The sequence below is a fragment of the Sphingobacterium sp. MYb382 genome (assembly GCF_037572665.1).
Lineage (GTDB): Bacteria > Bacteroidota > Bacteroidia > Sphingobacteriales > Sphingobacteriaceae > Sphingobacterium.
The window spans coordinates 636,054-659,240 of sequence record NZ_JBBGZT010000028.1; the positions used below are offsets into that span (position 1 = coordinate 636,054).

16 protein-coding genes and 1 tRNA gene are annotated in these 23,187 nt (G+C 39.0%); 11 read left to right on the top strand and 6 right to left on the bottom strand.

Translation table 11 applies throughout. The annotated features are described in order from the left end of the window. The first annotated feature begins 997 nt into the window (after positions 1 to 997). The 5 genes from WH223_RS17315 (at position 998) to WH223_RS17335 (ending at position 9,743) form a co-directional block, all read left to right on the top strand. On the top strand, positions 998 to 4,063 hold the full coding sequence (locus WH223_RS17315) for a SusC/RagA family TonB-linked outer membrane protein (RefSeq protein WP_340049097.1): 3,066 nt from the start codon (positions 998 to 1,000) through the stop codon (positions 4,061 to 4,063). Positions 4,064 to 4,065: 2 nt separating this feature from the next. Further along, on the top strand, positions 4,066 to 5,826 hold the full coding sequence (locus WH223_RS17320; protein WP_340049098.1) for a RagB/SusD family nutrient uptake outer membrane protein: 1,761 nt from the start codon (positions 4,066 to 4,068) through the stop codon (positions 5,824 to 5,826). 500 nt (positions 5,827 to 6,326) lie between these two features. Next, entirely contained in the window at positions 6,327 to 7,529 is a 1,203-nt protein-coding gene (locus WH223_RS17325; RefSeq protein ID WP_340049099.1) for a hypothetical protein, read from the top strand. A 2-nt stretch (positions 7,530 to 7,531) separates the two neighbouring features. Beyond that, positions 7,532 to 8,167, top strand: coding sequence for a P63C domain-containing protein (locus WH223_RS17330; protein WP_340049100.1), 636 nt, complete (start codon positions 7,532 to 7,534; stop codon positions 8,165 to 8,167). 316 nt (positions 8,168 to 8,483) lie between these two features. Further along, on the top strand, positions 8,484 to 9,743 hold the full coding sequence (locus WH223_RS17335) for a hypothetical protein (RefSeq protein ID WP_340049101.1): 1,260 nt from the start codon (positions 8,484 to 8,486) through the stop codon (positions 9,741 to 9,743). Positions 9,744 to 9,984: 241 nt separating this feature from the next. On the opposite strand, the gene WH223_RS17340 is transcribed toward WH223_RS17335, so the two are convergent. The 3 genes from WH223_RS17340 to WH223_RS17350 all read right to left on the bottom strand — a co-directional run bounded on the left by WH223_RS17340 (position 9,985) and on the right by WH223_RS17350 (position 14,775). After that, positions 9,985 to 10,242, bottom strand: a complete 258-nt coding sequence (locus tag WH223_RS17340) for a tyrosine-type recombinase/integrase (protein WP_445265622.1) — start codon at positions 10,240 to 10,242, stop codon at positions 9,985 to 9,987. 362 nt (positions 10,243 to 10,604) lie between these two features. Continuing rightward, positions 10,605 to 11,681 (bottom strand): AlbA family DNA-binding domain-containing protein, encoded by a 1,077-nt coding sequence (locus WH223_RS17345; protein WP_340049103.1) that lies wholly within the window; start codon positions 11,679 to 11,681, stop codon positions 10,605 to 10,607. Further along, positions 11,668 to 14,775 carry a sacsin N-terminal ATP-binding-like domain-containing protein gene (locus WH223_RS17350; RefSeq protein WP_340049104.1) on the bottom strand — a complete coding sequence of 1,036 codons (3,108 nt, stop codon included), beginning with the start codon at positions 14,773 to 14,775 and terminating at the stop codon, positions 11,668 to 11,670. Before WH223_RS17350 ends, WH223_RS17345 begins: the two co-directional genes overlap by 14 nt. A 972-nt stretch (positions 14,776 to 15,747) precedes the next feature. Between WH223_RS17350 and WH223_RS17355 the strand changes: the two genes are divergently transcribed. The 3 genes from WH223_RS17355 to WH223_RS17365 all read left to right on the top strand — a co-directional run bounded on the left by WH223_RS17355 (position 15,748) and on the right by WH223_RS17365 (position 17,185). Further along, the gene (locus WH223_RS17355; protein WP_340049106.1) at positions 15,748 to 15,993 is read left to right on the top strand and encodes an ISAon1 family transposase N-terminal region protein; all 246 of its coding nucleotides are present in this window, start codon (positions 15,748 to 15,750) and stop codon (positions 15,991 to 15,993) included. 27 nt (positions 15,994 to 16,020) lie between these two features. Beyond that, the gene (locus WH223_RS17360; protein WP_340049107.1) at positions 16,021 to 16,743 is read left to right on the top strand and encodes a hypothetical protein; all 723 of its coding nucleotides are present in this window, start codon (positions 16,021 to 16,023) and stop codon (positions 16,741 to 16,743) included. A gap of 85 nt (positions 16,744 to 16,828) precedes the next feature. Next, positions 16,829 to 17,185, top strand: coding sequence for a hypothetical protein (locus tag WH223_RS17365; RefSeq protein ID WP_340049108.1), 357 nt, complete (start codon positions 16,829 to 16,831; stop codon positions 17,183 to 17,185). 489 nt (positions 17,186 to 17,674) lie between these two features. On the opposite strand, the gene WH223_RS17370 is transcribed toward WH223_RS17365, so the two are convergent. After that, positions 17,675 to 17,747: transfer RNA gene (locus WH223_RS17370), tRNA-Lys, on the bottom strand. Positions 17,748 to 17,883: 136 nt separating this feature from the next. Continuing rightward, positions 17,884 to 18,744 (bottom strand): peptide chain release factor N(5)-glutamine methyltransferase, encoded by an 861-nt coding sequence (gene prmC / locus WH223_RS17375; protein ID WP_340049110.1) that lies wholly within the window; start codon positions 18,742 to 18,744, stop codon positions 17,884 to 17,886. Positions 18,745 to 18,808: 64 nt separating this feature from the next. Between prmC and ribD the strand changes: the two genes are divergently transcribed. Further along, positions 18,809 to 19,858: a bifunctional diaminohydroxyphosphoribosylaminopyrimidine deaminase/5-amino-6-(5-phosphoribosylamino)uracil reductase RibD gene (gene ribD / locus WH223_RS17380; protein ID WP_340049112.1), complete on the top strand. Its 1,050-nt coding sequence runs from the start codon at positions 18,809 to 18,811 to the stop codon at positions 19,856 to 19,858. A 7-nt stretch (positions 19,859 to 19,865) separates the two neighbouring features. Here ribD and WH223_RS17385 read toward each other — a convergent pair whose 3' ends face one another. Continuing rightward, positions 19,866 to 20,246, bottom strand: coding sequence for a hypothetical protein (locus tag WH223_RS17385; RefSeq protein WP_340049113.1), 381 nt, complete (start codon positions 20,244 to 20,246; stop codon positions 19,866 to 19,868). A gap of 245 nt (positions 20,247 to 20,491) precedes the next feature. Between WH223_RS17385 and WH223_RS17390 the strand changes: the two genes are divergently transcribed. After that, positions 20,492 to 22,369, top strand: coding sequence for an Nramp family divalent metal transporter (locus WH223_RS17390; RefSeq protein WP_340049114.1), 1,878 nt, complete (start codon positions 20,492 to 20,494; stop codon positions 22,367 to 22,369). A gap of 8 nt (positions 22,370 to 22,377) precedes the next feature. Beyond that, positions 22,378 to 23,166: an SDR family oxidoreductase gene (locus WH223_RS17395; RefSeq protein ID WP_340049115.1), complete on the top strand. Its 789-nt coding sequence runs from the start codon at positions 22,378 to 22,380 to the stop codon at positions 23,164 to 23,166. Positions 23,167 to 23,187 lie beyond the last annotated feature (21 nt).

The following is a 23,187-nucleotide window of genomic DNA, read 5'->3' on the forward strand; positions in this document are numbered from 1 at the left end:
TCGTTATAAAAGACTTTAGCTAAGGATAGGGACATTTCTATTCATCCAATAATCATCCTTGTTCCGCACGAGAATGCTTGAGTTTAGCGTTTGCAAGGTTATAAAAGAAACTATAATAGCCTGTCCAACTCGTCACCTAGACCCTTCGACAAGCTCAGGGTGACAGGTCAAAAGATTGTTTAGCAAAGTAAATCTGTACGACCTTCTTCCATTTGCTTCATTTCGAACGGAACGAAGTGTAGCGAGAAAGCTACCTATCCAATTTGTCATCCTGAGCATGTCGAAGGATTCGTTATAAAAGACTTTAGCTAAGGATAGGGACATTTCTATTCATCCAATAACCATCCCTTTGTCCGACGAAAACGCCTGAGGATAGCGTTTGCAAGGTTATAAAAGAAACTATAATAGCCTGTCCAACTCGTCACCTAGACCCTTCGACAAGCTCAGGGTGACAGGTCAAAAGATTGTTTAGCAAAGTAAATCTGTACGACCTTCTTCCATTTGCTTCATTTCGAACGGAACGAAGTGTAGCGAGAAAGCTACCTATCCAATTTGTCATCCTGAGCCTGTCGAAGGATTCGTTATAAAAGACTTTAGCTAAGGATAGGGACATTTCTATTCATCCAATAATCATCCTTGTTCCGCACGAGAATGCTTGAGTTTAGCGTTTTCTACGCTATTTTAAATAAAATCCAGCTGTTATTCTTTCTAGATTCCTCTTTAGTGTGACATTAAGAAATTTGCGTCGAAACTTAATTTTATGCTAACACTGTCTTAAACACTGACCTTTAGTTTTGTGTTCGCAAATCAACATGAACATGAATAGCCTGGCCACCTCCATAACTGCAGTATACAACTGTTGTAAATTAACCTATTTATCTCGGGTATCTGGCTTTTGGGAAAGTAACACCTACTGTTAATCATTTTGGGGTATACCGATCCATATCATTGCATTTTAACGAACACCTATTTTTTAATCACCTATATGTACAACAGTATGAAATTTTCTACTTTTTCAGGAATGAAGAAGGTCTGTTTAACCAGCTTAAGCTTGTTTAGTATGACTGTAGCAGCATCTTTACAGGCACATGCCGGAGCAACAAACTTCACTACATTTGCGAATCCGGCAAACACTGCCGTGCAAAAAACATTTGGGACAGCCACACGAAACCAACAACAAGAGACCATCAGGGGTATTGTGTTGGATAACGAGGGCAACCCACTTGCAGGCGTAACCATCCGTGAGGAGGATGGTCGTACGACAACTTCCAGCAATGCTAATGGTGCTTTTGAGCTACGATCAGCGGTAGGGAAAAAGCTAATCGTCACCTATGTTGGTTACAAAACGCAGGTGGTAAGCATTACGAAAGCCAATCTGCAGATTACGTTAGAGGCAAATGCCGACAACTTAGACGAAGTGGTTGTTATTGGTTATGGTACACAAACGAAAAAAGATCTTACAGGTTCTGTTGCTCAGTTGGATGCGAAGAACTTTCGTCAAGGTGCGGTCGTGTCGGCAGACAACTTGCTGCAAGGTAAAGTTGCCGGTGTACGTGTAGTATCCAATTCTGGTGAGCCAGGTGGTGGGGTAGATGTTACCATTCGTGGTGTCGGCTCTATCCGTAGTGGAAGTACGCCTTTATTCGTGATCGATGGTGTTCCGTTGAATAACGACAATGTGAGCCCTGGAGGTCAGGATATTGGTTTAGGTTCTAGTAGATCTAAAAACCCACTGAACTTCTTAAATACGAGCGATATCGAGTCGATATCTGTTTTAAAAGATGCATCTGCGGCGGCTATTTATGGTGCTAGAGGATCAAATGGTGTGGTTATCATCACCACTAAAAAGGCTAAAAAAGGAGAGGCTTCCTTAACGGCAGATAGTTATTTAGGATTTTCATCCGTGGCGAAGAAAATCGATGTGATGTCAGCAGATGAATATCGGAATGCCATTAAGGATAAAGCTTTTGATCATGGTAGCAGTACCGACTGGCAGGATGTAATCTTTCGAAATGCGCAAACACGTAATCATTCACTTTCTTTTGCGAAGGCCACTACTTCGGGAAACTACTACGTGTCCGCAGCGCAAATGGATCAGGAAGGTATCGTTAAGAATAGTGATTTTAGACGTACTTCAGCACGTGTAAATGCATCAGAAGGTTTCTTAGATAATCAAAGGTTATTAGTTGGTGTTAATTTAACGGTTAGCGAAACGCGCGACCAAGCAGCACCAACCAGCGATAATGGTGGTTCCAATGGACAGCTGATTGCGCATGCTTTAATGGCTAATCCTACACGTTCGGTGTTTGACGAAAACGGCAACTACACGAACTTTAAGATGAATGCGCATTATAATCCAGCTTATTTATTGGATATATACCGTGATAATACCCGTACACTGCGTGCATTGGCCAATCTGAATGTTAGCTTTCGCATTATTGATGGTTTAGCTTATAAACTAAATCTAGGCTTTGATAGAGCCATGGCGGAAAGAAATACGACAATTTTCAAGAATGATACCGACTTAACGCCTAACGGTCGTTTTGTGAAGAGTAATCAAAATAGTAAAAATACTATTCTAGAGCATTACCTTAATTTCAATAAAACCTTTGCTGCACATAAATTGGAGGCTATTGCCGGATTTTCTTATCAGAAGTTTGAGAATGGCGGTAATGGATACAATATTGAAGGTGTCGGCAGAAAAGGAGAAGGGATATTGCCAGAAAACAATCCTGGATCTGCAGGTCGTCCAAGCACCGTGAATGGTACTACGCAGGAAAATGAACTACAATCTTACTTTGGCCGTATCAACTATGGTTACGACAACAGATATATGCTTACCGCTTCTGTTCGTGCCGATGGATCTACGCGTTTCGGTGACAACAACAAGTATGGTACTTTTCCTTCATTTGCGGCAGGATGGAATATTACGAATGAGAAATTCTTACAGTTTCCAAGCTGGTTAAATGAATTGAAATTGCGTGGTAGCTGGGGTGTAACTGGAAATCAGGAAGTGCCTAACCGTATTACGAAAGCCAGCTATGCTTATTCGCCAACAGACGGTTATTACCTAAATGACGACTTAAACTTAGTGAATGGTATTTCTGTTAAAAGAACACCGTATCCAGATTTAAAGTGGGAGCGTGTTATTCAGACGAACGTAGGTCTTGATTTCAGCCTGTTTCAAGGTAAGCTTTATGGTACTTTGGAATATTTCAACAAAATCACCAAAGATGCTATCCTAAATATTCCGTCGCAACCTTTAAGCTCTACGTCTGATATTTGGTTAAATATTGATGGTAGTATTGTTAATAAAGGATTTGAATTTATGTTAGGTTCACAGCTTGTCAATAAGCCAAATTTCAAATGGTCTGTTGACTTGAATGGGGCAACATTGCATAATACCTTAAAAGACCTTCCTATTTCAGAAATCCTATCCGGCTCTATCGCTGGTCCTGGTCAGTCGGGAGTGAACATTAACATCTATAAAAGCAATTACGCCATCGGTTCATTTTACTTACCGGAATATAAAGGCGTAAATGATAAAGGCTTGTATGAATACAGCGCTGATCGTCAGGTTATTGGTGGAGCTATGCCTAAATTTACGTTCGGCTTTAACAATTCAATGAGCTATAAAGCCTTTGACTTAGGCTTATCATTTATGGGACAATTGGGCGGTTACAACTATAATAATTTGGCTATGCATGCGCTAAATATTAATAACCTAGCGTCTGATAGAAATGTTTCCAATGAATATTATGCGCCAAATATCAGTTCGGCAAATAACCCACAGATATCAAGTTTGTATTTGGAGAAGTCTGATTTCTTACGTCTAAATTCGGCACGTCTGGGCTATACTTTTAGTTCCACATCTATCAAATGGGCGCAGTCTATTGGTTTATATGTCACAGGACAAAATCTATGGACGTTAACTAAATATTCTGGTTATGACCCATTGATTAACAGTCCACGTAGCACAAACGGAAACCAATCTTTAGGACTTGACTATTCAGCTTTCCCAGCGGCTAAAACTATTCTATTTGGCGTAACTGTAAAATTATAATCATGAAAAACATATTAAAGACAAAATATATCGTACTGGCAGCATTGAGTTTATCCCTAACTTCCTGTACTAAACTAAACGAAAAAATCTTAGACGAGTTGCCAGGAAGTAGCGTAGCCAATCCGGAAGCTGCTTTAGCAACGGCCTATGGACATATGGGAAAAGGCGTCTTTGTAGACCATGGTGGCGTATTCTCTTTACAACAGTATACGACGGATGAAGCCATGTTGCCTACACGTGGTAGTGACTGGGGTGATGGTGGTAAGTGGCGTTCGATGCATGAATTCACCTGGAAGCCTGACAATGCTATCGTGACGGACAACTGGAATATGTTGAATACAGGAAGCACACGTTCATTGGCTGCCATTAAAGCTATTACGGAGTCTGATTTTCCTTTAAAAAAGCAATACCTAGCGGAAGCAAAAGGCCTATTGGCTTACTACATGTTCAACTTGTTGGACTTATATGGTCAAGCTCCTTACCGTGATCCGATGAGCGAGAAGGCTCCATTAGAATATAAGCAGGCTGCCACAGGGATCGATGAGCTTATCACACAGGTGGAAGGCTTAATTCCTGATTTAGCAAGCTTAGGGGAGAGCGCAACCCATAATGGGCGTTTTACGAAAGAAGCTGCCTATGGATTTTTAGCGAATATGTACATGAATCGTGCGGTATTAAAAGATCGCTATGCGGGTTCATTCAACTTTACGGAGAAGGCGGTATCGGGTAATGATACCGATATGGATCGTGTAATCTATTACACTTCCTTACTTATCAATTCACCAAAGTTTAAGCTAGAAAGCAACTACTTCAACAGCTTCTCCATTAAGAACGAGAAAGGTCCTGAGCTGATCTGGGTGGTTACGCAGAAAATCGACAAAATTCGTAACGGGTCGAACTCCTTTGGTTATGTAGGGGTAGAGCGTAATCAACGTCCAACGCCAACCAATAGAGGAACGAATGCGGCTTGTATGACGCCTGAATTCTATTATTCTTGGGATGGTAATCATGATGATCCACGATTCTCGCGTAAATACCAGTACGCCGATGGTACGTGGTTTCATAACGATAGAGAGCAGGATGTGCCATCTACAGACATCGTACCGGGCACTAGCTTGATGTGGTTTCACTTTAATCGTGGAATTATCGAAGGACAGCAATATGGTCCTGTGTTAGCCAACAATACTTCTTTTGTGATGACACCAAACAATCGTATCAAAGTAACGGCTTTGGTTATGGAGAAAAGTACCAGTACAAAGATGGACTTCACGCCTGAGCTTAACTTTGACAACAATAAAGAAGCTGTATTTAAACAAGATCAAATTAATCGTGGCGTGCGTGTCTTTAAATATGAGTATGATCCAGGCGATGGAAACGGCGCAAGTGGTGTAGATATTCCTTTGGTTCGTCTAGGGGTGATGTATACCTTGCGTGCGGAGGCTTATTTAAGAAAAGGTGACAATGGTTTAGCCCTGCAGGATATCAATAAGCTTCGTACGTCTAGAACACGTGAAGCTTATTATAACAATGCTCCGGGAAAACAAATTGCAAGCTTAGATATGCCGCAACTTTACAAGGAAATCGCTTACGAAACTTATTGGGAACTTTTCCGCCGTCAGCAGATGGTTCGTTTCGGGAAGTATGATTTGGCATTGCCAAAAAGTGCGAAGCCTGCTACAGATCCTACACGCCGTATATTTCCAATACCGCAAAACGTGCTAGATGTGACAAAAGGCGCCATCAGCCAGAATAAAGGTTATTAATAACGCTAAAGGCCAGTCTTTCCATAGGACTGGCCTTTGCTAATGCTATTTTCTGCGATATAATTTAGTATCGCTAATAAAAAAGGTTGTCTTCTATGCTCATGAAGGCAACCTTTTTCTTGTTATGGGGGATATTGATAGGGGGGGATGCTAGTTAAAATATTGTAGCTATGAAGAAGGCCTCTTATGCGAATATGAAAAATTAATAAAATTTAATATTTTGATTTATAGGGTGGTATGTTAGCTTGTTGTAAACTTGAGACGTATCTTTTATACCAAATACATATTTAGTTAACTTTTTAGAAGGCGGTAAGATTTATCCATTTCTATAAAGTAAATATAGAACGTTGTTATTGCAATCGCTAGTATACTTAGGATACACGTTCACAAGTAAATAAAAATGTCATTTTGTTTTAAAAAAATGTATTAATACATTTTTTTAAAACAAAATATATCCATTAATACTTTTATTATTACATTTGTAATGTAATAATAATGATATGGATAATTTTAATGTAGACGATTTGTTAGGAAAGATAATGGCGGAGATGGGAAATCAATCTTCGCAAACATTATCTTCTATATTTGAGCAAAGATTGGTAGAGCTTAATATCAATCAAACTACAGCTGCCGAAATAATGGGTATTCAATATCGCGGTTTAGTGGGAGTTTTAAATGGAACATTAAAACGCATCGATTTTTCTACCCTGAATAAGTTATCATCCTTTTTGCAATTGTCACAGAGAGATGTTTTAGAGCTTTTTATGAATACATTCAGCGATCGATATTCATCAAATGTCGATCAGGAAAAGGTTAATTTTATTAAGGATAATTTTGACTTAGCTACTTTAAAGAAAGTTGGCTTTATTGAAGATATTGCTGATTTTAGCGGAATTGAAAGTCGCTTGTGCAAGCTATTTCGTGTGAATAATATTTTAGATTACAAACCCTCAGAAAAAGTTCCAGCATTTAGCGCAGGAAAAATAAAAAAGAAAAGTAGCTATAGTCAGAGTACTTGGTTAACAAAAGCAGAAGAAATACTCAATGAACTTGATCAGCCTTATCCCTATGATCGAAATCAACTTATTGAGATTTTTCCAAAAATTAGATGGTATTCCACTGACGTAAGTTTGGGATTGAAGAACGTCATAAGCCTGTTGTATAGATGTGGGATTAGTGTGATATTTATGCCTTCTTTTCCGAATTTGCACGTAAGGGGTGCTACAATACCAATAGAGGGGAAGCCAGCCATTATTCTTACAGATTACAAGGGTTTTTATGCAACGTTATGGTTCGCATTAATTCATGAACTATACCATGTGTTATTCGACTGGGAAGAGATATCTCAAGGGAATTATCATTTGAGTATTGACGATTCAGATGATGCGGTATTAGTTCAAAAAGAGACCGAAGCAGATAGCTTTTCTAGGAAATATCTTTTCTCTAAAGAGAAATCTTCCATGATAAGAAGGTATTTAAATAACCATTCAGAGGTCGTGAAATTTGCAAAGTTTAATGACGTTCATCCAAGTATGATTTATTTATTCGAAGCTTTCGATTCGGGAAATAAACCTGCTAATTGGATTAAAGCTCAAAAGTATAATGCAAGTGTGCCGGATAGTTTAGGGAAGTTAAATTCGACGTGGAGTGATATTGACAGTATTAATCAATATGTAAAACGAAATAAAGAGATATACAATTAATTATGGCGAAGAATATCAAAAAAAAATACCTGGACCGTAAAGAGGAAAAGACTAGTCAGAGTATCGATCTAGACAAAGAAGGGCTTTTACAGTTCTTGTTTGATTCAACAGAGGCTTTTATTCATGATAAAATTAAGGATAAGAATCTGGATCGCGAAAGTGAAAAGATACTACTAACTGGAGGACTAATAATTGATTTATCGGAAATCAGAAAGAATCTCGATACATATTTTACTGTTGAGGCTACTATTTACGAAAAGCGCTTTCCACAATCTTTTTATGATGAAATATATCGATTAAATAAGTGGCCAATACCTAAGAATAAAACTATGCGTAAATATATCGTAGCGAGGTATACCAATGAAATTATTTATATGAGGTTTACTAAAGACGGTTTATTGAAATTGCAGGCCTTAAATCCCTATTCTCAAACTTTCATGCGTTCATATAAGCATTTTCAATTTTTAACGGATAATGGAAAGATGATGTTAAACCAATTTATATATGAAGCTACTGAATGTATGATGGAGTGTACAACTTGGTATGAATTCAGATTGAAGTACGGACAGAAATATAATCTTAACGTACAGATGAGATTATTTGAGGATGGATATAATTTAAATGATATGGAAAGTTAATTGAGGATTATAAGAGACGATAAACAAATACAAAATAAAAAACTCAGGAAGATCCTACCCAACCTGAGTCCTTATATGTTTTTACTTTGTCGTCAAATCAATCAGCTATGATTAAAAAGAAGATTAGTAAATGGTGTTTCTATTAAAACGGTGCAAAGGTATGATTTGTTTCATCTAGTGCCAAAAATATTCCTAATTCTTCTTCTGATTGATTTCATAGTCGCTTTATAGCGAATGCTGTGAATTCACAAGATATTCATGGTTAGTCATCTGTGTCTTTTGTAATGACTTTTTTTTACATTTAAATTTATTAAAAATGGAAACAAGAGAATATTTTGTTCAGCGCCCTATACGTTTAGCTGAACTAGGAGAAGGAAAAGGTTACGTTTCATCGGTAGACCTTTTAGCACTAATAAAAGACGAAGAAGTTAAGAAATATATCATAAATAAGTATGATTTGAAAGAGTCTGTGAATATAGAATTGCCAAAAATTGATTTATTTACTGCCATTGTTGCTAGATATGTTGCTAGATTTAATACGCAACGACTTGAGGTAACTGAAGATAATGTCACCACTTCATTCTTGGACAACGAAGAAAAAGATGTGTTGTTTACGTTACAAAATGGAACCTTGGATGGTCTAGAAATAGATGAGTTAAATGCGGTTGCACTGTATGATTCTATACGCTTGTTCTATGACAATAGAAAATTAAGTCAATATATTACTTATTTAAGAAAGGAAATACGGGATAAGGCGCTTTTGAAAGCTGTAAATCATTCTTGGGAACAACGATTTTTAGAAGAAAGGGCTACTCCGGCTAGTAAGAGTTTTAGACTTTTATATGATAAGGTTGAAGAACAATATTATGTCAAAGCTATAAATTCGGAAAAATTCCGCGAATATGGAGTTGGTGAGACCTTTGTTGTGGCAATTCTAGAGTTAGCAAAGTTAGCAAAGCAGAAAGGCAATACATTCTTTGTTAGCTCGTTCGCAATAAGTGAGTCTAAGATAGATATTATTTTAAGGAGCTCAGTTGATAAGTTCATTTCAAAATTAGGTGTAGTTTATCCATCAATCACGATTCGTAATGATGATCAAGGTAATGCATCTTTTGGCTTATATAGTTCTTTAGAGTTCAAGTTAGCCAATATGGATGACGATGGGAAACTGCATCTTTTTCCAAATAAGAAGTTAGAACAGATTGAAACAAATAAAACATATACCCATACAGTCACTACTCAAACCTTCGTAGATAGTTATAAGCAAATCGAAGAATTTTTCATGGATGTAGAAAATTTTGAAGATAACTTCTACTTTATGAAGGAGGCAGTAGAACCGGACCAACTGAGGGCTAAAATTGCGGAAAAAGTTCTTAGTGATCGAAGCCCGTTTAAAGGTATTAAAGAGCTTAAAGACTTGTTTGATCGTGGGACAACATCTCATGTAGATAATTTAGCGACACTTTTGAAATTATGCGGTCGAGCAGAGTTGATCGATATGAATTTTGATCTCAAGTTTCAATTGCGTTATTTAATATCTAATGTGTTGTTGTATGGTAAAAATGGAATTGATTGATAATTAAAATTCAGAAAAGCTAGTCAACTTTCTTATTTTGAATAAGTTAGTATGTGTTGGATTGTGTCAATTCACTCCTTTCTTGTCCTGAATATTGTTTCAAAAATATGAGGCTTATTATTTCATTCTAAATGAGTGTAGATTTATAACTTATAGTTTTCAAGAATTACTAAAGCTCTTAGTCTAAAAATTATTTAGCCTAAGAGCTTTACAAGATCACCTTGCCTCCCTAATAAGCCCCTTACAACTTTTTCTTAAGAACGGCCATATCCGCACTAACTTTTTGATCTAGGACCTTGGCATAAATTTGTGTTGTTCGAATATTGGTATTTTCAAGCATTTTAGATACACTTTCAAGAGGGACACCATTAAGTAAAGTAACCGTTGTAGCAAAAATATGCCTTGCAATATGTGAGCTTAATTTTTCTCTAGTAATCGTCCTCGTTTGCAACGAGGATGCTAGGGAATAGGGGTGCAAAGCCGCTTGATTCCTGCACACAATCGCTGAGCCTCCTACGGATCAGTTAAACTAACCTATGCTATCAAGCAATGGAATTTTCCAAAGTGAGTATGAAAGGTATTGTTTGACCATAAAGAAGAAGTAGGTTTGCAAATGTTATACACTTAAGTATACTAAAAATGCTGTCAGAAACGGCACTAAATAATAAAGTATCCCCGGAGAATACCTTAAATGCCCTTTACAGGGCATAAAACAAGAAAAGTGGGGCTATGCCCAACTTCTGCTTGCTCTAATAGATTCGGGAATCCAAATTGCACGAGTTGGAACACGTAATAATTCGATTTCTCTTATGTTTAACAAATAAATGAGCGGGGATAGCCCAGCCGAAGGATATGCTCTGATTAGAGTGTAGAAAGATTATATTTTGTGATTGCTGCAATATCCACCATGTTTGCAAGTCCCGAAAGATAATTAAGTTTCATCAACACATCTTCCGTACTTAACAAATAATCATCACCAACAGTAAGTGAACCACGGTAAGATTTCAGGAAATGCTCATCGATAATCCCGTTGCTATGCGCATAAAGATGACGTATCTGAAGAATGGATTCCACATCATTTATGTGTGCCGGATTAAAGACGTTAAGATCGCTAATCAATTTATTATCTTTAATAAATGTCTTGACACTTCCTTTTTTCATTTTGGAGATTTTATCTTTGGCATAAAACTTTATAAAATCTTCAATATCGGAACAGTTGAGCACCTGTTCTAAGGTAACCGTTGCAGGACCTTTCAACGTGTTTGGATTGGCAAGCCAGATTTCATATAAAAGATCTGATAGATAAATTTCAAAATTATCAACCACTGAAGAAAAAAGTATACGTGTAAGAATTTTTCCCTCGTAGGAATCTGTGGGTTTGTTAAGACCATTGGGATAAAGTAACATTGCAAGGTTATCCATGATTTTTAATGCCCCCTGATAATGTGCAATTACTCGAGACTTCGCATCGGTCATAATTGCTTTGTAACTAGTAAGCCGATTGTTTAACTCTATGAACTTAGGCTGACCGGCAGTATTAAAAGTAAATAACTGCTCGTCTGCGTCCATGGTCTTTCCTGCGTTCCTGATGTATTTTTTTCCTTCCAAAAGTATCTGGACGGGTGAAGAATGAACTGCTATTATAAAAACTTGTCGTCCTCCGAGATTATGAAAACCGTAATCTACGTGTGGCCTTGGTACTAAAAGATCAAGGGCTTTACTTGTTATCGCGCTAACATTAAAGTCAGAAGTTAATCCCATTATCTCATAACCATGCTTAAGTTTTTTTTTCGCACCAAACACAATATATCCTGCTTCGGTATTAGAAAAACCAGCTACTAATTGGGCTAATTGACGGGAGGGAGCCAGAATTGGACGCAGTTCAAGTGAAGCACTACCCTCATTCAATAATTCTTCGATGCGTTTAGTTGATACCATCAATAGGGATTCTGTTTATACCTGTAGTTTGCAATATTCGGCCTAAGGTAAGGCGAAAAGGTTTATTCTTACCATCATCGACCCAAAGTTCTGCGTTATCAAGGTCAAGTGTTGCTTTTTCAGAAGGATAAAAAAATAACACTTCCCCATTATCACCTGGTCGAAATACTATATGGACATTTACAGTACCTTTTGTTATTCCAGCGAGTACGGTCGGTGCAATCAGCTCTATAAATTCTGTATTATACTCTTCGCTTTCTTTTAAATATGTTGTGATATTTAGTTTTGCGCGTTCAATTAGTTCCTGCGCTCGGTCAAACATCATTGTCGTTGGCATGGAGTAATGCTTAAAAATGTTTGCGGTAACCTCGGATCCCATAAGCATGTTGTACTCTTCCTTTGTGGTAATGCCCCAACTTGCAAGAATTTCAGTTGTTATTTGCTTTATTTCCTGTTCCGGTCCGGTACTGTCAGGTATATTTTTAGATATTAATTTGCGCAATTGTTCCAGTGATATTATGTCAAGTTCATTCATAAGTTGTTTTATATCCTCGGCTTGTTTCATATTATTGGCTATTTCCTCGTCATTATAAAGCTTGTGCTTATGGTTGTATAAATCTGAAAATAACGCGCTAGCGAGTTCCGGATGTTCTATAAAGTACAGTAACAGCAAGCGACATGCCTCTTTTGTTTCTTCAGAACGCGGACGTATTGCGGCTGCAGGTACGATCCTGGAGCTTATTTCTATCCCAACTGCTTGAGGGGTCATAGTGCGTGTTTCAGGAAGCTCAAGATAAATAGCCGTGTCCAAAAGCATGGCTTTTATATCATATCTTAATTTTTCTGCAATTATTTTCAATTGCTCCGGAATCTCGCCATCATCAAGATTTAAGGCATCTTTGATCTGGAAATTACCATGCTGGTCTGGAAGAATTGGTTTCTGGGTAAGGTTCAACAGTCCTTCCATATCATTAGTTACTAGAAAATCTACAACGTTGTTGAGGAAGGTTAAAGACTTTGTCTTGTCCTTGAAAAAATAAGCTGCGCTAAAATCTTCAATATTTTTCTTATCTGCTATATTCGCTACAATAGCTCTGATTTGAATTTTATCTGCCTCTTTCCATATGTCTGCGTTGTGACTGACGAATTTTTTCTCTCGTACTACAGTAGGAAACATTATTTCCGAGAAGTCGTAGAGTTGGTTTCTACGGATATTTTCACGATCGTCAGAAGGAAAAAGTGACATTAAATAGTCACACGTAGAATATTTTTGGGTTGGGGATATGTTACTTCCGGTAAGAAGAAGGTTCATTTCATCAATATAACTTTGTTCAGAACTTAAGGTGAATTTTACACGGATACCTGTATATACTTTTTCTGATATCAGCTGGCCTCTTACATTTGTACCCAAAAGATATAGAGCATCTTTTATTTCCTCTTGAATAGTGCGTTCCCTATCGAGTTTTAAATCACTCTTTGCTAAGAAAACCCCTGACTGATTTGGTAGAACGGAATATTTCCCTGCGATTACATCGTCTTCGAAACTTTCATCTAAACTCATTGCCTTATAGAAATTGTTCAGCCACGCTAAAGGATCTATTTTTTGTTTAAGGAAAGTTTGAAGGTTTTCAAGATTACCTGCATTCTCAATCTCACGAGCGAGCACTGATAAGGTGATAGATAAACTCGGCATCCAAAGTACTTTTACCCATTCATTGATTTCTTCAAAAAGAGGGAGTGTATAAGAGTATTTGCTAAGTTCCCAGATGCTTTTGCGGATTTCATCGCTAACGCCGTTTGGAAAGAATACAATAGGATTATCTGAATCATCCAAAATAGCTTTTTTTCCCGAGGAAGTAGTAATAAGTGGTGAGGTTAAAATAGTCCGCCTCAATGACTTTAATATTACTTCATCGAACCAAGGCTTTGACAACCAGTCGGATGATGTTGCAGTATGCATTTTGCATATCTCATAGAGGTTCATCCAGTTGTTGACCACAGCGTAGTTAAGTAGCTTTTGAAAGAGTAAAATGGCTTCATCCATTATATCCTCATTATCCTTTACTCTTTTGTCATCCTTGTCCGTTAGCCAGATCCCGTTCCTGGGTTCATTGATATTAAAGTCAGGACAATTTAAGATTACCGGGAAAGGAAAATCATGTGATCCCACTAAAGGGAAGTCGCAAAACAGTCGTGGTGTTAATTCGTTAAAAGGTTTTATTCTTATTTGTTCGTTATCACGAAATATTTCCAATGCTATTGCTGCTCTGCTACCACTAATAACAACTATACTTCGCGTTGGACTAACAGCATCTTTGCCGATATCCTCTGTGATTGTAATTTCTTCGATCCCATCATCTAATGTGTGCCTTTGTGTAACCCTATATACAATATTCTCATGGCTTATCGAAACCTGTGCGATTTCATCAGTAAAGGCCAGCGTATAAGGTAATGAGATATGTAGGTCTGAAATCCCTTTTTGAGCGGTAGCAATTTTTTTATCCTGTAAATAATAGATAAACTTCGTATTATACCGGGCGGTATCAAATTCAATATATTCCTTTTCCGAATTTAGTAAATTACTAACGGCATCCAAGGATTTACTAACCGACTTCAAAACTTCTTCTGGATCAGTAGCACTTCTATCTAGCGTTATACAGAATTCCTTATATGGGAGTGCTTCTTCTTTTACAACCCCATATACTTCTACTTTTTCAGATAACAGATGTGTGCTCAAAAAACCTGTGCCAAATTTGCCTGTCGGTCTCTTTTTTACACCCTCTACTTTTTTTCTTTTCTTGGAAGAGACTTGGTGGATCAGAGAAGTGATATTATAACTGCTAAAGGGCTGTCCGTTATGTTTAAATGTTAGAGTTGCATTATCATGCCCCTTATTATAATCTACCTCCACAGAAACGGGCTTGTTATCATAGGAAACATCCTTTGCATTTTGCAGCAGTTCCCAAATCCAGCGCCTGGCGGCATTTTCGGTATCGCCGAGGCGAAGTTTATCCATCAAGTCAATAATTTTTGTAGCGAGTAACCCTTCAGCTGCTCGGCCTCTTGAATCTTTTAGTATTTCTGCGTAGTTCATGTTTGTTGGTTAATCAGCTGCAAGATAATATTTTTTACAAACAACGTATGTCTTGGTCTGTAGGGAAATTACCAAATTTTTTAAAATGTTAACAATAGGTCGTAAGAATATTTGGACACATCACTATCCATGGATATTATTGGAATTACTTTATTAAATCTGTGGATGATTGACCGTTAAACGTTTATTCCCCCCCGTCGTCTATGATTTACCAAAGGCGGATTCAACTTATCAATGTAAACCGTGGTGCTGCGTATGTAAATCGAGGGTTTTATTTTCAATATCTTACCATACTGGACCAATGGGTATTCAACTTCATTTCAAATAATGATGTTACTGTTTATACAGAGGTCGGCAACGATATTAAAGAAATAGGAAAAAAACTGGGATTTACCCAAGTCAAGTGTTTTTACGTCAAGTTTCAGCTTTACAACAAGAACTTGAGAAACGAAATACTTATTTTTTTTGTGCAATATTTACAGGAGAAGGAGGAAAATCCGTCTGTGGAATTCCATTTCCTGACCAATACTTCTTATAGCAAGCAGCGAAAGATTACTCCAAAGATGTATGGATGAACAAGGTCCTATGGAAATAGAACTTTTCGAAAAACGCTGTGACAAGGTAGAAGAGATATTAAATAACGAGCTCAAGCTTATCATGGGACAGTGACTGTATAAGAAATTACTGACCACAAAGGATCTGGAAGACATCAAAAAAGAATTTATAAGTCTTATTGAATATTTTAAATCATTCGTTCTAATAGAAGATTTTGTAAAGAAAATAAGATGATACTTTGCAGCGGAAAATCCTGAGAAACATATCAATTCGTTACAGAACAAGATCCTCTCAGGCCTAGCGTATCCCCACTTTAATAGTAGACCGCCGAAACTGCTTATGGAAGTCCTGGATCATACGGAATTCTTGGGGGGTAAATTTAATTATTGTTAGTTTAGCGTTTTAAATAGTTATACTTTGCAAGACGCTGAACGTAAACTTCTGACTTTATTGATGCCCGAAGGGCTATTAGAATATTCTGATATCATGGATGTTGTCTCAAAAGACAACGAACTTCATATTTATCTCGATGAAAAGAACATAGCTCCTTCAGGTTATGAAAATGCTAAATTAGAATCAAAAGGTTTTATGCCGTCCGCTGAGATTAAGGATTTTCCTGTTCGCAATCAGAAAATTACACTTCATATTAAACGGCCAAGGTAGTCCAATGGAAACAAAAAGCAAACAATAATGATGAAATATTTCCTGATAATATTAAGCGTCTTATTTATAGATAGCTTGTTTGCACAGACTCAAAGAGGAGGCTACTGCGGCTGTAAATCAGCGGATCACTATGTCTCAAAAGACAAAATGATTCGAAAGGATATCTATGCCATTACTAAAAAGGATTCAAGTAATATAATTGTCTCTATTATTAACCCAACCAAGGATACGCTGTTCCTTTTTAGTAGTTATTTGTACCCCCAATTCTATGGTTCAAAACACCTACACAAGGTCAATATTAGAGCGCATATTTACAACGTTTCTTTTTTATCTATTATACCTCACCTTTTCGTGAAATATGCAGATAATATAACAGGTGATCCTATCATGGGACAAAATCAAGTTGTCTATGATTTTATTAAATTACCGCCTAACTCTAAACAAGATATTAGCATCAATGTCAGTGTTCTAACTGAACGGGTAAAAGAAAACAACAATGTTTCTGAAGATTACGATGTCAAAAAACTGCATAAGTATACCAAAGACATCCCTACAAAGTATCGGATGGCTAATTTACTAAAATCAAAGCTGCATAAACAATTTGAATTTGCTATATACCAATCAGTAAATCTATTATGTGATCAAATGTCATTTTATACAAATGAGTACGCATTTGATCAACAATCCAAAGCGTTTAAAATACTCACGGTTCCTTTCCAATTAAACGCTGCTGTTCAGAACAAAAAATGATTGGGTTATCAGTGTATGAAATGTATGTTCTTTGGACTCGTTTATAGATGAAAAATTTATTGTGAGTGATAATTAAAGTAAGGAAATGATAAAAAAATATGTGTTGATGGTATTTGGATTTTGTGCAATTCTTTACATCATAATTGTGAGCAGGATAATTAGCCCAAGCTCCTCGTCAGGTCTATGGCATATGTATATACCTATCCTATTAGTTGTGTCAGCCTTTTTGTTTGGTGTTAAAAAATATAGATATATTCAGATCATCAATTCATTATGTATTAGTTTTATTTTATACGGAATTTTATTCTTATTGGTGGAGCGTGCAGGTATATCGACCGGTTGGAATGGCTTAGGAGCAATCATGTATGCTTTTTATGCAATGCTAATTACTCTAGTAACTAATTTGATTTGGTGGATTAGAAAAGATAAAAAATCCAATTAGTAGTTTCACCGTTTTGTTCCTATTGATTCTTTGGATTGAAATACTCTATTTTTAAGTAAGCTTTGGTTGCAAAAAAGATAATAGAGAATAGCGTTTGTAACGCTATTTTAAATAAGATCCCGCCGGGGTTTACTCAGTCCCGCTACCCCAAACTCTACCCTGAGCGAGAAAGTTGGCTCAGCCGATCGGTTCCCGCACACATTGCTTGAGCCTCCTCCGGATCGAACCCAGTCCATCGCTTCTGTTCTCATCCCGAGGGAAAACAAAAAAAGCAAATTCGTTGGAGTAGGATAGTAGATCCCGCTGAGGTTTACTCAGTCCCGCTACCCCAAACTCTACCCCAAACTCTACCCTGAGCGAGAAAGTTGGCTCAGCCGCTCGATTCCCGCACACATTGCATGAGCCTCCTCCGGATCGAACCCAGCCCAGCGCTTCTGTTCGAATCCGGCGGAAAACAAAAAAAGCAACTCTTTTGAAGTTGCTTTTTTGTGATCCCGCTGGGATTCGAACCCAGGACCCATACATTAAAAGTGTATTGCTCTACCAGCTGAGCTACAGAATCTTTTTACTCTTTTTTCGAAATGTCTTTCGTTGTTTGGAGTGATGCAAAGGTAGGAAAAACCTTTTAAATAGCAAATATTATTGCGTTTTTTCTTGCATTAAGCCACTAATTGGCTGTTTTTCAGTTTGAAAAATTATCATCTTTTTAGCTTGGCGGATACCATTCTGTCGACACCATTGATATCTTGAAGGAGATTTACGTCTGTAAATCCTTTTTTCTGTAGCAAATCGACCATCTCGGGGCCTAGATATTGGTTTATCTCGAAATAAAGAGAGCCGCCATCACTTAAATGCACCTTTGCAAGGTCTGCAATAGCAGCATAAAAAATAAGTGGCGCATGCTCTTCAACAAAGAGGGCGCTATGCGGTTCATAGTTCAGCACATTGCTATGCATCTGCTCTTGTTCTTTCGGTGTAATGTACGGCGGATTGCTAACGATGATGTCATAGGTTTGGTCTGCCTGGAAAAAGCTCTCCCATTCCAAAACATCGGCAAGGATAAATTCAGCGTCCGCATCCAACGCCTTGCTGTTGCGGCGCGCCACGGCAATAGCTTCGGGAGAGACATCCAAGGCGGTAACTGCATACTGAGGCAGCTGCTTCTTTAGGGTTAATGCAATGCAGCCCGATCCGGTACCGATATCTAGTAAGGAGCCTTGTTTTCCTTTGTTCTCCTTGACGATAAGCTGCACGAGCTCTTCCGTCTCTGGACGAGGAATTAAGGTGTGCTCATTGACGGCAAAGGTATAGCCATAAAAGTCGGCCTTGCCTAAAATATGCTGTATCGGTCGACCTTGGCGAAGTTCAGACAAGGTGGTTGTAAAAGATGCTTCATCGTCGGCAGAAACATTTTCCTGCTGTAGTAAACCATAGTGAATCGCAGCTTTTCCCGTCAAGGAAGAGAAAGTCATCAGAAAGAGTTGTTTAGCTTCATCGGCTTCATAAAGATCCTGAAGAGCCTCCCGATAGTCTTCGGCTATGGTTTTGTAATTTTTCATGCTACAAACATACAAAAGCGACGTACACTTTTAGAATTCTTTACTAAATACATATGTTTGTAACATGTTAAGGGAAGAAAAATACATGCAGCGCGCTTTGGATCTAGCCGTTTTGGGAGCAGGTACCGTGAGTCCGAATCCGATGGTTGGAGCCGTTATCGTTTATAACGACCACATTATTGGGGAAGGGTACACTTCGCCTTATGGCGGTCCACATGCGGAGGTGAATGCGGTGCAGCAGGCTATCGCGCGCTTGGGCGAGGAGGAAGCTGTTCGATGCTTTCCGCAATCTACCATCTACGTGACATTAGAACCTTGTGCGCATCACGGAAAGACGCCCCCTTGTGCCGATATGCTCGTGCGCTACGGCTTTAAAGAGGTTGTGGTAGGCTGTCAAGATCCTTTTGCTAAAGTAAATGGTGCTGGCATCCAAAAGCTGAAAGACGCTGGTATTGCCGTTCGTGTAGGCATCCTTGAAGACGCATGTCGCTTTGTAAATCGACGTTTCTTTACCAAGCTGAAAGAATTTCGTCCTTACGTCATCTTGAAGTGGGCCGAAACTCATGACGGTTATTTCGCACCAGAAGAGCAGGAGCAGCAGTGGATCAGCAATAAGCTGTCTACGCAGCTGGTACATAAATGGCGATCTGAGGAAGATGCCATCTTGGTCGGCACGAGAACGGCGCTAATTGACAACCCTAGTTTAACGAATCGTCTGTGGACAGGAAAAAGCCCTAAGCGAGTACTTATCGATAAAAATTTACAAGTAGATCCCACATCAGCTATATTTAGTGATGACGTCGAGACGATTGTCTTCAATGCGCTGCAAAGCGATTGGAAGGAAAAGAAAAAACTTATCGAACTGGAGAACTTCGATTTATATTTACCTCAAAATATACTTTACCAGTTGTATTTGATGGATGTGCAGTCCATCATTATCGAGGGTGGAGCGAAGACCTTACAAGCCTTTATTGAGGCAGGGCTATGGGATGAAGCTCGCATATTCGTGGGCTCGGAAGCTTGGGGAAAGGGCATAAAAAGCCCTCAGTTGCCTGTAGATGCTTCTCAAACTCAAAAAGTAGGAACGAATACCTTACGCTATTTCTATCGGTAGGTAGGCGTTAGCTTGTTGTTGGCGCTTCTAATAGCTCCGTAATATAGCCTAATATCTCATGTTCCGAATGCCCATTTTCAAGCATCGAAAAGGTGAGATAAGTGGCGTAAATTTCTGCATTAAAAACTTGATGCTTGTCCTCAACAATCGTATCTACCGTGCTCTCGCGTACATCAACACCCACGTGGCGTAGCTCATTGTGAAGGTTTGTTGCTATCGTTTGATGATCTTCGCCAGAAGCAAAGCCCGCAATAATATGTAAGATTAGCGTATCCATGATCTGGGGTGGGATTTGGGTAGCTTTCTCTCCGAGAGATGCGATGTCAATACGTGTTTTTGCACTATGGACAATTTTATCCCATATCAGGTATTCTGTTTTACTGTGCATAATTTTAGCGTTTATAAGTAGAACTAAGATAACGAAAAGCGCTGTATTAAAAAAAGTTATTTTTTTATACCCCGCTGAAGTTGCCGAAAAGTAGGTAACGGAAACAAAAACCTATCCTCCGATGTTAAATTCTAATTAGCACTTCAAATTTGCCGTTGAAAACATAATTTCTTTAGATTAAAGGTGCAAAGAATCAGGCTTTTTGTTTACATTTGTTTGCTGACTAATATAATATTGTTAGAATAATGAAACAAAAAGAGCATCAACATAAATCATTGGACGATGTGCACGGAACAGTGGAAGTGCACAAAGGAAAATCTAAATTTCGTCGTGTATTAAGTTTCTTTGGACCGGCTTACCTGATTAGTGTAGGCTATATGGACCCCGGCAACTGGGCGACAGATTTGGCGGGCGGTAGTCAGTTTGGCTATACACTTTTGTGGGTCTTGTTGATGAGTAACCTGATGGCTTTATTGCTGCAAAGTTTATGTACGCGCCTGGGTATTGTGCGCGGAAAAGATTTGGCGCAATGTAACCGAGAGACCTATCCAAAGCGGATGAATTTTGTGTTGTATGCGTTGGCAGAGCTCGCTATTGCAGCTTGTGATCTGGCCGAGGTAATTGGGATGGCCATCGGCTTGAACTTGCTATTCGGTATCGATATTATTTGGGGGGTGTTGATCAGCTTTGTGGATACCTTCTTGCTACTTTATTTGCAACGATTGGGGATGCGAAAGATGGAGCTTTTTATTGTGGGCACCGTTACGGCTATTGGTTTATGTTTCTTAGTGGAAATGTTCTTCGCACAACCTGATTTGGGCGAGGTAGCCAAAGGGTTTATCCCTTCTTTACCCAACCATGCCGCCCTCTATATAGCCATCGGTATTATTGGGGCTACGGTCATGCCCCACAACCTCTATCTACACTCGGCTTTGGTGCAAACACGAAAAATTGAAAGAGACTCCAATTCGATTAAAAAAGCCCTAAAATATAATTTCTTTGATAGCGCTATTGCGCTGAATTTAGCTTTCCTCGTGAATGCGGCGATTTTAATTTTGGCGGCAGCCGTATTTCATAAAAGAGGCATGCATGATGTGGCAGAGCTGCAAGATGCATATCATCTTTTGGGAGCTACCTTAGGTACGGAATGGGCACCTAAGCTCTTTGCGATAGCCTTGATTTTAGCAGGACAGAGCTCAACGATTACCGGTACCTTGGCCGGGCAAATTGTGATGGAAGGCTATCTTCGTTTACGTATTAGTCCTTTGTTGAGACGTCTATTGACGCGCTCTTTGGCGATTGTACCAGCGGTAATCGTAATTGTTATTTATGGCGATAAAGAGGTCGGGCAGATGTTGATTTTCTCGCAGGTGCTATTGAGTATGCAACTGGCCTTTGCGGTGGTGCCTTTGATTCACTTTGTGAGTGATAAGGAGAAGATGGGGGAGTTTGCCATTGGTTTAAATACAAAGATTTTAAGCTGGCTAATAGCTTTGATTATTTCAGTGCTTAACTTCCAGTTGGTTTACCAAGAGGTGACTACCTGGATGCAGGAAACCGACAACCTGCTGTTACAATTTTTAATATTGGCGGGTGCTTTCGGTCTTTTGGTGCTATTGGTGATGACCCTCGTTTATCCGTGGATTTTAAAACGTAAGCCAGCGATGGTAGGCGTCCATAACAGCTTTGATGAGCTTGAATTTAAGGAAGCAGGGAGCTTTAATACGGTGTTGCTGGCGCTTGATTATTCACGCTCCGACGAAAAGGTTGTCAGCCAAGGTTTGCGCCTCGACCCTTCACAATGCCAATTGGTGTTGACGCATGTTGTAGAAAGCGCAAATGTAACGTATATTGGTGAGCAGACGGATGATTTTGAAGCGCGTCAAGATTATGAACGACTAAAAAAATATGCAGACTTCTTCCTAGAAAAGGGGTACCAAGTACGTTTTGAGTTGGGCTATAAGCATCGGGTGACGGCTATCAAAACTTTGGTAGAGAAATATGAAGCCGATTTATTGATTGTGGGTAGTCACGGCCATAAAGGGTGGAAAGATGTCGTCTTTGGTGAAACAGTAAACAAGTTAAGACATGCCGTTAAGATTCCGGTTTTAATAGCGCAATAAATAGCAATATGGAAATTTCATTGAAAGGAAAAACGGCCTTAATTGGCGGTAGTACAGCAGGAATTGGTCGTGCTATAGCACATGTTTTAGCACGTTGCGGAGCATCTGTGCTGCTTGTCGCTCGGAATGAGGACAAGCTGAAAGCAACGCTCGCAGAGCTTGATCATAAGCAAGGGCAGGAGCATAGCTATTTAGCGACTGATTTTAACGACTTTGAAAACCAGAAAGCTAAAATCGCAGATTTTTTGGCCGATCGCCCGATAGATATCTTGGTGAATAATACGCAGGGGCCTCAGGCGGGATCTGTGGCGAACAAAGATGGAGCTGATTACCAGGAAGCTTTTAACTTGTTGTTTCAGCATACGGTTTACCTTACTGGTTTGGTGCTTCCTTATATGCGGGCGGAAGGCTATGGTCGTATCATTAACGTGTCGTCCATGACCGTGAAAGAGCCGAGTCCTAGTTTGATTCTCTCCAATACCATGCGTACCGCTTTGCTCAGCTGGGCTAAGTCCTTATCTGTAGATGTTGCGGCCGACGGAATTACGGTGAATTCGGTGTTGACTGGATTTTTTGATACCGACCGCTTAAACAGTTTGATGGAGATGCAAGCGGAGCAGTCCGGCAAGCCTTTCGAGGAGGTGCGTGATGCACGTATCGGTAAAATTCCTGTAGGTCGTCTTGGCGATCCGCTCGAATATGGCTATTTGGTGGCATTTTTAGCATCGCCTTATGCGGCCTTTATCAACGGTACAGCCATTCCGCTCGATGGAGGTGCTAGTGTCGGCCTTTTATAGCAGGTAAAGGGCTTGATAATT